At 63.3% G+C, this 13306-nt stretch carries 11 protein-coding genes; 4 read left to right on the top strand and 7 right to left on the bottom strand.

Annotated elements, in window-relative coordinates:
• Window positions 1-28 precede the first annotated feature (28 nt).
• Window positions 29-262 (bottom strand): hypothetical protein, encoded by a 234-nt coding sequence (locus ABID58_RS05430; protein ID WP_027533949.1) that lies wholly within the window; start codon window positions 260-262, stop codon window positions 29-31.
• A gap of 457 nt (window positions 263-719) precedes the next feature.
• Between ABID58_RS05430 and ABID58_RS05425 the strand changes: the two genes are divergently transcribed.
• Window positions 720-1217 carry a hypothetical protein gene (locus ABID58_RS05425; RefSeq protein ID WP_148752094.1) on the top strand — a complete coding sequence of 166 codons (498 nt, stop codon included), beginning with the start codon at window positions 720-722 and terminating at the stop codon, window positions 1215-1217.
• A 166-nt stretch (window positions 1218-1383) separates the two neighbouring features.
• Here the strand turns inward: ABID58_RS05425 and ABID58_RS05420 are convergent, their stop codons facing one another.
• The 4 genes from ABID58_RS05420 to ABID58_RS05405 all read right to left on the bottom strand — a co-directional run bounded on the left by ABID58_RS05420 (window position 1384) and on the right by ABID58_RS05405 (window position 7878).
• Window positions 1384-3750, bottom strand: a complete 2367-nt coding sequence (locus ABID58_RS05420; RefSeq protein ID WP_354031840.1) for an efflux RND transporter permease subunit — start codon at window positions 3748-3750, stop codon at window positions 1384-1386.
• Window positions 3751-3955: 205 nt separating this feature from the next.
• Window positions 3956-4741 (bottom strand): ethanolamine ammonia-lyase subunit EutC, encoded by a 786-nt coding sequence (eutC, locus tag ABID58_RS05415; protein ID WP_354031839.1) that lies wholly within the window; start codon window positions 4739-4741, stop codon window positions 3956-3958.
• Window positions 4738-6324, bottom strand: coding sequence for a B12-binding domain-containing radical SAM protein (locus tag ABID58_RS05410; protein ID WP_354031838.1), 1587 nt, complete (start codon window positions 6322-6324; stop codon window positions 4738-4740). The genes eutC and ABID58_RS05410 overlap by 4 nt, the downstream gene beginning before the upstream one ends.
• Window positions 6325-6495: 171 nt before the next feature.
• Entirely contained in the window at window positions 6496-7878 is a 1383-nt protein-coding gene (locus ABID58_RS05405; RefSeq protein WP_354031837.1) for an ethanolamine ammonia-lyase subunit EutB, read from the bottom strand.
• A 221-nt stretch (window positions 7879-8099) separates the two neighbouring features.
• Here ABID58_RS05405 and ABID58_RS05400 point away from each other — a divergent pair, with 221 nt between their 5' ends.
• From ABID58_RS05400 to ABID58_RS05390, 3 genes are all read left to right on the top strand, one after another.
• On the top strand, window positions 8100-9830 hold the full coding sequence (locus tag ABID58_RS05400) for a methyl-accepting chemotaxis protein (RefSeq protein WP_354031836.1): 1731 nt from the start codon (window positions 8100-8102) through the stop codon (window positions 9828-9830).
• A gap of 377 nt (window positions 9831-10207) precedes the next feature.
• Entirely contained in the window at window positions 10208-10705 is a 498-nt protein-coding gene (locus ABID58_RS05395) for a YkgB family protein (RefSeq protein WP_354031835.1), read from the top strand.
• A 105-nt stretch (window positions 10706-10810) separates the two neighbouring features.
• Window positions 10811-11266: an arsenate-mycothiol transferase ArsC gene (locus ABID58_RS05390; RefSeq protein ID WP_354032173.1), complete on the top strand. Its 456-nt coding sequence runs from the start codon at window positions 10811-10813 to the stop codon at window positions 11264-11266.
• 104 nt (window positions 11267-11370) lie between these two features.
• Here the strand turns inward: ABID58_RS05390 and ABID58_RS05385 are convergent, their stop codons facing one another.
• Both ABID58_RS05385 and ABID58_RS05380 read right to left on the bottom strand, forming a co-directional pair.
• Window positions 11371-11547 carry a hypothetical protein gene (locus ABID58_RS05385; protein WP_187434946.1) on the bottom strand — a complete coding sequence of 59 codons (177 nt, stop codon included), beginning with the start codon at window positions 11545-11547 and terminating at the stop codon, window positions 11371-11373.
• Between the two features lie 286 nt (window positions 11548-11833).
• Window positions 11834-13153, bottom strand: a complete 1320-nt coding sequence (locus ABID58_RS05380) for a TAXI family TRAP transporter solute-binding subunit (RefSeq protein WP_354031834.1) — start codon at window positions 13151-13153, stop codon at window positions 11834-11836.
• Window positions 13154-13306: the final 153 nt, after the last annotated feature.

Below are 13306 nucleotides of genomic sequence, written 5' to 3'. Positions count from 1 at the left end.
GGCCGCCTTTGTGGGCCAGCGGCCGAGCTTACTGATTGTGGTTCTTCAGGACCTGGTCGCAGGCCTGCGAGATCTTGGCCCGGTTCTCCTTGAGGCAGGCCAGAACGGTGAAATCGCCCTGGTCGATGACCGGACGGCAGAACTTCTGCACGTCGCGCGTGCAGGCCTTCTGCTCGGCGTCCGTGCCACGCCCCTGCTGGGCGAACGCAGCCGTGGACAGGGTTGCCGACAGCACGGTGAGAGCGACGAGAAGCTTACGCATTGTATTCCTTCATTCTGACGGCAGAATCGCACCAGTCCCGGACAGCACAGGGCGGACGACGGGAACGGATTGTTCTGATGGCAAGTTGCCGCGGAAAGGGCGGCACCGGAGAAGGCACAAGCGCTGGCAAATGCGGCCAAATTGGCGCCACCCCTACCAAATCAGGTCTTCCCTAGGCCTTCATTGGCAGATGTAAGAGGTTGATACTACGTCATAATTCGGGCAGGTCGCGTTTTGGACGGCACCTGTTGCAGAGCTGCATCTGTCCGATCCGCTTTTTCGGCCGGAAACACATGGAAACAGAGGGAATCCGGGCTCGGACCAACGCGAGAGCGCTTTGCGCACCTGACATCGTGGGCGGTTAGGCTTGAACCTGACACGGGTTCGGAACACTAAACTTTCGATGTGGCGAGACGTCCTGCCATGAGCGGCGTCGTTCCAAAACGGGATATTTGAGATGAAGTTCTTTGGACGATCTGGACAGGCGATCAAGGCGGCCGGCATTGGCGCGGCGCTGCTCTTCTCGGTTTCGGCAAGCCACGCTCAGTCGTCCGGACCGTTCGCCGGTTTCGATGGCGCCTGGACCGGTACCGGCACTGTGGCGCTGTCCGACGGTTCCACCGAGCACATCCGCTGCAAGGCGGACTACAAGGTTGGCGGCACCGGCCTCAACCTGAAGCAAGCCCTGCACTGCGCCTCCGACAGCTACAAATTCGACCTCACCAGCGACGTGACCAGCCAGGGCGACCGCATCTCCGGCAATTGGAGCGAGTCCAGTCGCAACATCTTCGGCAATCTCCAGGGCACCGCCGGCGGCGGCCAGATCGACGTGTTCGTCGAGGCCAACGGCTTTGCCGCCAATTTGACGCTGCGCACCAACGGCACCAAGCAGACGGTGCAGATCTCGTCCAAGGGCGAGATCCGCGGCGTCAATATCACGATGACGAAGAGCTGATCGCTCTTCCCGCTTCCAAGAGGAACACGCCCCCGGTTTTTCGCGAGCCGGGGGCTTTTTACTGAATGAACCGATTTCGCAGACAGCTGCTTTGGGGTGTTGGGCGGGACGATTTCAAGGTCAACCTGTAGCGCATTGACGCTTGAGCCCGCGCATCGCGCCCCGCTCAGATCGCCGGCTTGTCGGGGCCCTGAAGCTTGGCGTGCAGGTTGATCAACCACATCGCCGTCGGCCGCAGGATGAAGAGGTCGGCCACCAGCGCCGCCACCATCGAGAAGGCGCTGAGCCAGCCGAACAGCCGCAGCGACGGCAGGTCCGAGAACACGGTGACGACGAGGCCGCAGGCCAGCACCAGCGTGGTCAGGATCAGCGCGGGGCCGACCAGCACGGTCGCCCGCTCCACCGCGATCGCCGAACCGACGCCGGGCTTACTCTCCAATCGCAGGCGATTGAGGAAGTGGATGGTGGCGCTCAAGCCCAGGCCGAACGAGACGGTGAGCGCGACGACGCTGGCGAATTGCAGCCCCTCGCCCATCGCCCACAGCACCGTTCCCGACATCACCACCGGGAAAATGCCCGGCAGGATGCAGGCGAACATCACCACCCAGGAGCGGAAGGCCAGCCCAATGAAGATCGCGACCATCGCGAATTCGACGGTGAGCCCGCGGTTCAGCTTCTCGATCATGCCGGCCGAATTGCGCGCGGCGATGGCGGCAAGCCCGGTGACGGCGACCTCGTAGCCGGGGTGTTTCTTGCGGACGGCGTCGAGCTCGGTGTCGAGCTTGTCGACGATCGGCAGGAGCTGGCTGGAGTCCTTGTCCGGCACGCGGCCGGCCACGACCACCGCATCCTGCTCGGCATCGATGAACCTTCGCACCAGATGCTCGGGGATGACGTTGACATATTCCTTGAGCGTCGCGACATCGTCGCTGCCGGCCTTTTCGGCCAGCCAGCGGCGCAGCGTCTCCAGCGACCAGACATTGCCGACGCCGGCCGCCTTCTCCACGGTCGCGTGCACGTCCGCAATGGTTTGCAGCGTCTCCGGCGAGTAGAGCGTTTCGCCCTTGGGGAACTGGATCAGCACGTTGACCGGATTTGCGCCGGTCAGCTTGGCGTCGAGCCGGTTGCTGGCGGCCACCGCCTGGCGCTTGTCCGGCACCTGGTCGGCGAGCCGGTAGCGCGGCTGCAGATTGGCGTAGACGACGCCGAGGCTGGCGACGAACAGCAGTGCGATCAGGCTGAACAGGCCGGGTCGGCCGACCATGCGCACCGCGATCCAGTAGCAGAAATTACGCAGCGCCTGCACGCCGGCATCCGCGGTCTGGAACTTGACGGCAAAGAGCTTCTCGTTGCGCACGAACAGCACGCCGAACACCGGCACCAGCGATAGCACCGTGACCAGCGCGATGATGGTCGCGGCAAGGCCCGCCTCGCCGAACTTGCGGATCAGGTCGGAGTCCGAGAACTGAAGCGCGATGAAGGAAATGCCGGCGGTGCCGTGCGTCAGCACGCAGGCTGGGCCCACCACCAGCACCGCATTCCTGAACGCGGTGAACTTGTCCTGGCCCGCGATCAGCCGGTCGCGTGCGGCGAAGGTGAGCTGCATCGAGTCCGAGAACGAGATCACCATGATGAGCGGGGTCATCACGTTCAGGAACATGTTGAGATTGAAATTGGCCCAGCCGAGCGCGCCGAGTGCGATCAAAATCGCGATCATCGGCGGGAACGCCGCCACCACCATGAACGAGATCTTGCGGAAGAAGATGATGGCGATGACGCAGCCGGCGAGAATGCCGAGGATGTTATAGGTGAGCCCGTCGCGCTCGACCGCGTTGCGGATCTCGAGCTGCATCACCGGCACGCCGGAGAGCTGTACGCTGAGGCCGGTCTCGCCGAGATCCTCCTTCATCAGCGCGCGGATGTCGCCGACGGTCTTCGTGAGCTTGCTGGAGGCGACCACCTCGGGATCGAGCGACAGCACGATCAGCGCGAGCGTGCCGTCCTCGGACAAGAGCTTGCCGCGGATGATCTCGTTGTTTTTGACGGTCTCGATGAACTGGTCATAGGCCGCGCCTTCGGGCAGCTCGGCCGGGAACAGCGCGGCCGGCAGCTTGCCCGGCGCCGGCGCCTGGCGCGCGGAGAACAGCGAGACCAAACCGCGGGTGCCCTCGACCAGCTGCATGTCAGTGATGAAGTCGCGCAGCTTCTCGAGATTGTTTCGCGCCAGCAGGTTCTTGCCCTCGACCACGACGAGAACGTCGAATTCCTCGGCCGGGAATTTCTTCGTCACCGCTTCATACTGGCGGAATTCCGGCGTGTTGGAGCGGAACAGCTGGGACAGCGAATCGTCGATCTTGATCCGGTAGATGCCGAACACCGCGCCGACGATCAGCACGACCAGGATGATGCAGGAGACGATCGGCGCCCGGACCGCAATCAGCCCGATGCGCTCCAGCCCGAAGGCGATGGAGGACGCAGGCCCTTGCTCGACCTTGTCGACATGAACCTCATTCTCGCGGTGCTTTTCGAGCATGCCTTGTCCAGTTCCTAAATCGGCTCGGTCAGTGAGCTTATTGCGCCCTGCGAACGGCTTGAAAACGCCATACGAATGGGAGGCTTGCCCTTTGAAAATGCGCGTAAAATCGCCGGCTGCGGTTTAGCAGGTCATGAGCCCGACTCGCAAGCACGCCAAGGGTCTCCAAATCGATCAAGATGCGGCGATTTTACCGGAATGCCCGTCATTCGGGCAACGCCGAGCCAATTCGACGCGGCGCCCGGTCGGCGCTCTCGTCCTTGAGCGCCACGCCCGTGACCTCCCGCGCCAGTCCCTCGCGGACCAGCCAGACGAGCTTGAGGGCGGCCTCACGATAGCTCAACCCGGCCCTGTGGATATTCGACACGCAGTTGCGCGCGGCATCGGTCAGCCCGGGCTTCGGTGCGAAGGTCAGATAGGCACCGAGGCTGTCGGGCGCGGACAGGCCCGGCCGTTCGCCGATCAGCATCAAAACCATGCGGGCGCCGAGGATGGCCCCGATCTCGTCGCCCAGCGCAACCCGCGCGCCTGAGGCGACGACGACATGGCCGATCGCGACAGCGTCGCCTTCGCGGAGCAGCGGTAGCAGGCTTTGCAGCAGCGCGACTGCATGGGCATGGACCGCCGCCGCCGACAATCCATCACCGATGACGATCGCAAGCTGGCACGGCGCAGTGGCGCGATCCGCCAGCGCCGCGGCAGAACTGGCATCGAGTTGCCGTCCAAGATCCGGCCGGCGCAGATAATCGCTGCGATCGGCGGCCCGGCTCGTCACCTCGGTGGCGCCAAGACCGAGCGCCCTCACCCCGGCAACCAGCCCCGGCGCGTCGAAGGCGGCGTGCACGGCATCGCGGGCGCGGGCATGCGCCAGCGTGAAATCGAGCAGCGGTTTTGTCGGCAGGCTCGCGCCGCTGCGCCCGAGCGCGACGCGCGCAGGCGTGAACGATCTCAGGTCGACGGTCGGGCGTGCCGGAACGGGCTTGTCGCTCATTCGGCGGGAACGGATGCTTCGCGCAGCCGGATCGAATAGTTCGACGCGTTCTGCTTGCCGCTCGATGCCGCGCGCGCAAACGTGATGAGATGATGCGCGATCATTGTGCAGCCGATCAGGCCTTCGATGTCACCACGGCGGATCCGCTCCAGCGCAAACTTCCAGAACACGCGCCTGTAGTCGCCGAGCACGCCGACCTTCCAGAAGATGTTGCGCAACATGACGAGGCCGCGCCGGATATTGGTCCAGGTCTTCATCTCGTCCGGCACCGGCATCTTGAGGCGATGGGGATAAACCTCGTCGCATTGGTACTGGAAGCGCGCGTAGACCTTCTCGGGCTCGTAGGCGACGCTCATGGCGTGCTTCCAGGATGCGACGACGTCGTCATAGGGCAACAGGAAGTTGACATTGGAATCGCGCCCCTCGTCATCGACCAGGCGCCCTTCCTTCTCCAGCCGGTCCCACAGCGGCGTCTTCGGCAGCGCCTGAAGCAGGTTGATGGTCAGCAGCGGAATGTGCGACTCCTCGACGAAGGCGAGCAGCGCCTCCGAGGTGTTCGGCTTGTCGGTGTCGAGCCCCATGATGATGCCGGACACCACCTCCATCCCGTAGGAGTTGATGGTGCGCACGCCCTCGAGGATCGGGACCATCATGTTGTGGTCCTTGTGCATCGCCTTCAGCGCGTCGGGGTCCGGCGTCTCGATGCCGCAGAAGATGGTGATGAAATAGGCCTCGCGCATCTTCTCGAGGATTTCGGGGCGCTTTGCGATGTTGAGCGTCGCTTCGCAGGCGAGCCGCACCACATAGCCGGTCTTCTTCTGCCACTCGATCAGATGCGGCAGCAGATCCAGCGCCGCCTTGCGGTTACCGATGAAATTGTCGTCGACGAAATAGACCGTGTCGGTCATGCCGCATTCGCGCAGGCGGTCGAGCTCGGCGATGATCTGCTCGGGCGATTTGATGCGCGGGTTGCGGCCATAGAGACCGGGGATGTCGCAGAACTCGCATTGATACGGGCAGCCGCTGGAATACTGGATGCTGCCGAGGAAATACCGCTTCACATCGGCGAGCTCATAGGCCGGAATCGGAAACTCCGTCATCGGCACGCGGTCTTTGGTCGTCAGCACGACCTGTTGCTCGGGGCGAGACGTATCGCGCGACAGGATTTCGAGCAGCTGATTGGTGGCGTCGCCGAGCTCGCCGACATGGAGATAGTCGAATGACGGGTAATAGTCCGGGCAAGCGCTGACCGAGGGGCCGCCGAGCGCAACCGGCAGATCGAACTCATGGGCGCGGCGGCAGATGTCGTTCATCTGCTGGCGCTGGATGTGCATGCCGCTGACGAAGACGGCCTCCGCCCATTCGAACTCTTCCTTTGTCGCGCGGCGAAGATTCTCGTCGACGAATTTGACCTGCCACTCCTTCGGCAGATAGGCGGCGAGCAACAGCAGCCCCTGCGGCGGCATGAAGGCGCGGACGCCGTCGGTCAGCGGATAGGCATACTCGAAGGTGCCGAAAGACGACGTGTAACGCGGGAAGACACAGAGAATATGCCGGCTCGTTCCGTTGCTATCAGCGCGCATCGAACTTCCCCCAACCACGTTCTACGAACGGTACTGACGAGGTCTCCAGAAACATAGCGTAACGCTGCGACCGGAATTCCTCAATATTGTGGCACCGAACTAATTCATGAGACGCACCAATGGTTTCCCCGGTTCACGCCGTCGGATGATGTTTTTTGCGGGACTTTCGCGTCACGCGATCAACCGGGAGGCGAAATCGGGCAACAGGCCTGCATCACCGGCAAGCCGGAAATCGGCGCTCGCAATTCCGGTCTGGACCAGCCAGTCGTCGAACTCCGGCGCGCGGGCCGCGCCGAAGACGTCGCGGACATAGAGCGCGTCGTGGAAGGAGGTGGACTGGTAGTTCAGCATGACGTCGTCGGCGCCGGGCACCCCCATGATGAAGGTGACGCCGGCGGCGGCAAGCAACGTCAGCAGATTGTCCATGTCGTCCTGGTCCGCCTCGGCATGGTTGGTGTAGCAGATGTCGGTGCCGAGCGGCAGGCCGAGCAGCTTGCCGCAGAAATGATCCTCCAGCCCCGCCCGGATGATCTCCTTGCCGTCATAGAGATATTCCGGACCGATGAAGCCGACCACGCTGTTGACCAGCAATGGCGCATAGGCACGGGCCACCGCATAGGCACGCGCCTCGCAGGTCTGCTGGTCGACACCGTGATGGGCGTTGGCCGACAGCGCGGAGCCCTGGCCGGTCTCGAAATACATCACGTTCTCGCCCACCGTGCCGCGCTTCTGCGACAGCCCGGCTGCCTGCGCCTCCTTCAGCAGCGCGAGGTCGATGCCAAAGCTTCGATTGGCGGCCTCGGTGCCGGCGACCGACTGGAAGACGAGGTCGACCGGCACGCCCTGCCCGATCAGCGCCAGTGTCGTGGTGACATGGGTCAGCACGCAGCCTTGGGTCGGAATCTTCAGCCGCGCGATGATCTCGTCCAATAGCCGCAGCAATTGCGCGATGACGGCCGGATCGTCGCTTGCCGGATTGATGCCGATGCAGGCATCGCCGGCTCCTAGCAGCAGGCCGTCGAGGATCGAGGCGGTGATGCCCCTGGCATCGTCGAAGGGATGGTTGGGCTGCAGCCGCGTGCTCATCCGGCCCTTCAGGCCGATGGTGTTGCGGAAGGCGGTGATGACCTCGCATTTCCGCGCCGCCAGGATCAGGTCCTGGTTGCGCATCAGCTTCGACACCGCGGCCGCCATCTCCGGCGTGATGCCGGGCGCGAGCTTGCGCAAGACCTCCGCCGTGGCCGCGTCCGACAGCAGCCAGTCGCGGAAGGCTCCGACCGTCAGCGAGGCCACGGGGGCAAACGCCTTGGCGTCATGGCTGTCGATGACGAGCCGGGTCACCTCGTCGGCCTCATAGGGGACGACGGCCTCGTTAAGGAATTGACCGAGTGGGACGTCCGCCAGCGCCATCCGCGCGGCGATCATCTGCTCGGCGCTCTCTGCGGCAATGCCGGCCAGCCGGTCGCCGGAGCGCGGCGGCGTCGCCTTGGCCAGGAGGTCGCGCAGGTCGGGAAAGGTGTAGGTCGTGGCGTCGATGGCGTGGCGGTAGACCAAAGGCCCCTCCGGGGTTCGTCGGCCAGTGACCGACTCCAAGGCGATCTTGAAACTATACCTTTGGATCAAGACGCTGAAATATCTTACCTTTCTTTCGACCTGGGGCGAAGGGGGGCCAACGGCCGCGTTAACGCTGCGTCCATCTTCATTCTGCATAGTTTTGCATCAATTTTAGAAGACCGCGCAGTCCGGCCACTCCTGGCCATTCGGGCCCCCGCACCATGACATCAGACCGATCTGGGAATACCGCCGGCCTGGCAGGCCGTTTCTCGCTGGCCACCAAGCTCTATGCGATCTTCGCGCTATTCGCCCTGCTCATCGCGGCGATCGCTATGCTGTCGGACTACAACAGCCGCCGCGGCGCCGAGTTGACCAGCGCGATCGAGACGGCGAATGCGGCGGCGCTGAACGTCGAGCGCGTCAACTCGCTGGTCTATGCGGTCGTGATGGAATCGCGCGGCGTCTACATGTCGACCGAACCGGCGGTCGTGAAGAAATACGGCGATGGCCTGCTCAAGTTCAACGGGCAAATCCTGAATGTCGTGAAGGGATGGGAGAGCATCGTCAAGGCTGACGACGCCGAGCAGTTCGCCACCTTCAAGAAGCGCATCGAGCAGTTCGTCGACTTCCGCAAGGAGCTGGTCCGCCGCGGCGTCGAGATCAATGCGGCCGCGGGCCGCGAATGGGGCGACAACGACGCCAACCGCGCCGTGCGCTCGGCGCTGAACAAGGATCTCGAGGCGCTCTCCAAGGTCTATGCCGAGCGCGCCAGGCAGATCGCGCGCGAGACCGAGACCAACCGTACGCTCTCATTCGTGCTGACGTGTCTCGCCGGCGTCGCGCTGGCGCTGGTCGTGATCGGCATCATCATCATCGCCCGCTCGATCGCGCGGCCGCTCGCCGCGATCACCGCGACCATCAAGCAGGTCGCCGACGGCGCCGAGAATGTCGTGGTGCCGCACGCCGGCCGCGCCGACGAGATCGGCGCACTGGCCCGCGCCATCGAAGTGTTCCAGGACGCGATGGGGCGCAACCGCAACCTCGCCTCGCAGGTCTCGCAGGATTCTGCGGCACGCGAAGAGCGCGCGCGCCACATCGAGCAGTCGGTCGAAGCGTTCCGCGAGGCGATCGGCGCGATCATGCGCGGCCTCAGCGACAACGCCACCGTCATGCGCGAGACCGCACAGACCATCACCCGCGTCACCGCGGATGCGAGCAGCCGCGCCGGCACGGCGGCGAACGCCACCGAGCAGGCCTCGCACAACGTCAGTGCGGTGGCAGGTGCCGCCGAGGAGCTGTCGGCATCGGTCGAGGAGATCGGCCGCCAGGTGCGGCAATCCGCGGGCGCGGTGGAGCAGACCGGCCAGCGCACCGAAAAATCGATCGCCGAGATCGAGAGCCTCGCCGCCGCCACGCAGCGCATCGACGGCGTGCTGACCCTCATTCAGACGATCGCCGAGCAGACCAATTTGCTCGCGCTCAACGCCTCCATCGAGGCTGCGCGCGCCGGTGACGCCGGCCGCGGCTTTGCGGTCGTCGCGCACGAAGTGAAGGCGCTGGCGGGACAGACCGCGAAGGCGACCGCCGACATCGGCGAGAACGTCGCGATGATCCAGTCCTCCACCCGCAGCGCGGTCGATGCCGTCCGCGAGATCGGCGGCGCTGTGCGCGAGATCAACGAGGTCACCTCCGCGATTGCCGGCGCCGTCGGCCAGCAGGACCAGGCCACCCGCGAGATCTCCTCCAACGCGCAAAGCGCCGCCCAGGGCAACGAGACGCTGGTTGCCAACATCACCTCGCTCCGCGACGCCATCGGCGAGACCGACACGGCGGCGACGTCCGTGCTGACGGCCGCAAGCAGCCTGACCGCGACGGCGGACACGCTGTCGCGCGAGGTGGAAAAGTTCTTCCAGAACCTGCGCTCGGACAGCCGCGTCGCGAAGGCGGGATGATCGCGCGCGTCTGCCGCTGTCCGCAGGGCAGGCCCGCTTCAACCAAAAACGCGAAAACAACCCCATGCACAGTAGGCGCGGTGAGCCTTATCAATGGCTTGACCGCTGGCGTCACACGACTGCTGATTTTACGAAATTTCCTTGACGCGTCGGGCAAAACACCGGCATGATGTCATCATGGCGATGCTCCCGAACCGAACCCCAGGGGCGGGCCAGAGACGATCGCGACACACGTACAGCGGACGTGTCCAACGACTATTTTCGTGATCCGAGCCCGGCCGCGCCGCACACAATCGTGAACGGAAACACGCCCTCCGCACGTAACGAGCCGGCAATGCGGCCGTACCGCCAATAATGCATCATCGAGGGCCGGTGAAATGAACGAGCTAGCGAGAGCAACCTTCCACATTGCAGAGGACGGGGCCGGGTCCTATCGACCGCTGGCGATCCTGCGCTGGGTCATGGTCGTGATCTTCGTGTCGTTCGGCATGCAGAAGTTCACGCTGCAGTCGGCCCAGGGCATCGCGCAATTCATCAGCAACAGCCCGCTTGTCTCGTGGCTATCGGTCTTCGGATTGAGGGGCGAAGCCTATGTCCTCGGTGTCACTGAATTCGTGATTGCGGCCTTGCTGGCTGCCGGTGCGTTCAGCCCGATCCTCTCAGCGCTGGGATCGTTGATGGGAGTGGTCACTTTCGCCGTCACCTGGTCGTTCTTTTTCACCACGCCTGGCGTCGTGACATGGAGCATCTCAACCGACCCGATGGCCTGGAATCTGGCAGGCGAGTTCCTGTTCAAGGACATTGTGCTGTTTTGCGTCTGCGTCGTGCTGCTGCTGGCGTCACTGCCACAGGTCGTTACGCGGCTGCGCTGTTGAGAAGCCACGTGTCTTTCGGCACGAACACGTGTTAGCTTCTTCGAATTGCGGGACCACATGACATCCCCATGGCATGTGGCAGATCGTTGATGGACATACGACTTGATGAACAAGACCAATCGCGTGCTGTTTCTCTGCACGGGCAACTACTATCGAAGCCGCTATGCCGAGGAGATTTTCAACCATCAGGCCGGGCTCGAAGGGCTGGGTTGGCAGGCCTTCTCGCGCGGCGTCGCCGAAGATCTTCTCTTTCCTGAAAACGTGGGGCCGATGTCGCCCTACACGGTGAATGCCTTGCAAGCCAAAGGCATTGTGCCTGAAGGCGCTGCGCGCGATCCGGTGCTCTGCACGGACGACGACTTTGCGCAGGCAGCCCTTGTGGTCGCACTGAAGGATGCCGAGCATCGCCCCATGATCGAGCGCCGCTTTGCCGGTGTCGCCCATCGCGTCGAATACTGGAACGTGGACGATATCGAGTTCCTCGATCCGCCAACGGCGCTGGGCAAAATCGATGAGCTGGTTGGGCGGCTGATCGGGAGCCTGCAGAGCCGCCAGCGATAGTGCGAATATCCGCGTTCATGCGCGCTTCAAAATGAAGAGCCCCGATGCATCATCTTCGGATAGAGGTCGCCGAAGCCAGTGACGGAATCGCCGATGCTGTCGGTTCACACCAAGCCGAAGGGCGGCAGCGAAACGGATAGTGTCCCGTTGACGGTGGCGCCGTTGCGCCCGACGATCGCTGCCATCTGTACCGCCAACTGACCACCTAAAACCGGAGTTGCGAACGTGTAGCTCGGGACGAGCAATGCGAGGTCAGCATCGGCTTTCAGGGTCGCATTCAAATTGACGTTCAGGTTCGGATTCAGGCTGCCGATCTGAAGTCCGCGGGAACGCGCGACATCGGCACCAGCACTGACCGATGTATGATAATAAACCGTCGCGAACGCCCATCCCGGCTGCCCCGGCGCGGTCGCGAGACTGCCAAATATGCCCGGAAGCTAAAAACTGGTGCCGCTTTCATCGGCCCTCGAAACCGTCGCGGTGGTCGAAAGAAAGCCGGCGCATAAAAGGGCGATGGCTGCGGGAGTTCGCAGCGGCAACTAATTCATAACGACTCCTCTGTGTCGCTCAGGCTACACAGGCCACTGCAGGTTTCTTCGCAAGCATCGCTCGTCGATCGTGGACCAAGCTCTCGAGCCTATGGGCGGCGACATTCAGCGTCGCGTCGTCCACCGCACTCTCGTCTCCGCGCGCTGCTTTGGCGCGTTGCGCGCTGAGGATACCGTCGATCTCTTCCTCGATGTCGGAGAGTTCGGCTTCGGTGCCGGCCTTTCGGATACGGCGCCCCAGCGCATAAAGGGAATCCAGCGGACCCTCGCTTTTCGGGCTCCCAAGTCCCAGGAATTTCCAGGCCGCGGCGAGGACGGTCGCAGCGCCTCCCAGGATCATCGGCGTGAGGTAAATCCAGTTGCCGTACTCATCCATGAAACTCTGTTGGGTGGCGTTGTAGACGGCCGCCGCCCCGGGGTGCAGCGGAAGGTAGGCATCCTGGTCGGTGCTGGGCGCTGTGATCTGCGCGAAAATCGGATCCTCGGCCAAAAGGTCCCTGCGGACGCTCATGATCGTCTGGGTGAGCGTGGCGACCAGATCGGAACCAAGCTTCTTGTTCGCAACCAGATAGAGTGAAGTCCTCAAGGTTGTCAGGTCATCGTCCGGGACTGGCGGCGCTCCTCGCAGGGTGCCCTTTGGGACGTCGAAGCTCTCATAGGCACGCTCGGTTTCCGCGATTGCCGCGGCGGAATCGATCGCGATCAGGATCGGCAACGCTTTTGGCCCTTGCTGGGAGAAGCCTCGCACCAGTGACAAATATTTCTGGGCCAAAGGGATCACGACGAGCACTGCCGCAACCTCCTTGGACTGGATGGCTCGCCGGGCATCCGTCAAAGGGATATCCTTGAACACCTTCTGTCGATCCAGTCCGTATTCCTTGCTCAGCACATCGGCGATTTTGGCATTGATGTCTCCGCCGATCACCCCGATGCGCCGGCCTTTCAATTTGTCGATGCTGTCGATGGTCGATCCCGGCGGAGCAACGATGAGGACGACCATGTGGCTCACGACCACCACGGCTTTCGCTTGTGACAGGTCACCGACATCGCCGCGAACCACGGCAAGGTCCACCTTGCCGGCCGAAAACGCATTGGCCGCCTCGAGCGCCGTGCCGCTGTCGACAACCTTCAGCCGGACCGGCGCGTTGGTCGCGACGAGTCGGCTTGCCATAGCGGACATCATCTTGGCCGCTTCGCCATCAATGGAGCCGACCGCCACGCTCAGGGTCACCGGGCGCGTGTAGTATCGATAAGCGAACAGGCTCGCGCCTGCCGCAAGACCAACTGCTCCGACCAGCAGGACAAAACGAAGCCAGAGCGGCAAATTCGGCGAAGTCATGCCTGTCATCCCAAACACGTCGATCGATTGCCGCCGCTACGCGGCTGACTTTCGTTGTGTCCTTTTTCACGGCCAGACGGTTTTCAGGCCATTGGGCGTCTCATTTTCCTTCAAACGCGAATACGCGCTTCCAGTCATTCTTCATGTCGACAA

The organism is Bradyrhizobium sp. S3.2.6 (assembly GCF_040546885.1).
Classification (GTDB): domain Bacteria; phylum Pseudomonadota; class Alphaproteobacteria; order Rhizobiales; family Xanthobacteraceae; genus Bradyrhizobium; species Bradyrhizobium cytisi.
The sequence above is the reverse complement of the archived record's forward strand: the minus strand, read 5'-3'. Positions and strand labels throughout refer to the sequence as shown.

Bases quoted from the DNA above. Each gene is read 5' to 3' on its own strand.
- ABID58_RS05430 (WP_027533949.1), bottom strand. From the start codon at position 262: ATGCGTAAGCTTCTCGTCGCTCTCACCGTGCTGTCGGCAACCCTGTCC.
- ABID58_RS05425 (WP_148752094.1), top strand. From the start codon at position 720: ATGAAGTTCTTTGGACGATCTGGACAGGCGATCAAGGCGGCCGGCATT.
- ABID58_RS05420 (WP_354031840.1), bottom strand. From the start codon at position 3,750: ATGCTCGAAAAGCACCGCGAGAATGAGGTTCATGTCGACAAGGTCGAG.
- eutC (WP_354031839.1), bottom strand. From the start codon at position 4,741: ATGAGCGACAAGCCCGTTCCGGCACGCCCGACCGTCGACCTGAGATCG.
- ABID58_RS05410 (WP_354031838.1), bottom strand. From the start codon at position 6,324: ATGCGCGCTGATAGCAACGGAACGAGCCGGCATATTCTCTGTGTCTTC.
- ABID58_RS05400 (WP_354031836.1), top strand. From the start codon at position 8,100: ATGACATCAGACCGATCTGGGAATACCGCCGGCCTGGCAGGCCGTTTC.
- ABID58_RS05395 (WP_354031835.1), top strand. From the start codon at position 10,208: ATGAACGAGCTAGCGAGAGCAACCTTCCACATTGCAGAGGACGGGGCC.
- ABID58_RS05390 (WP_354032173.1), top strand. From the start codon at position 10,811: ATGAACAAGACCAATCGCGTGCTGTTTCTCTGCACGGGCAACTACTAT.
- ABID58_RS05380 (WP_354031834.1), bottom strand. From the start codon at position 13,153: ATGACTTCGCCGAATTTGCCGCTCTGGCTTCGTTTTGTCCTGCTGGTC.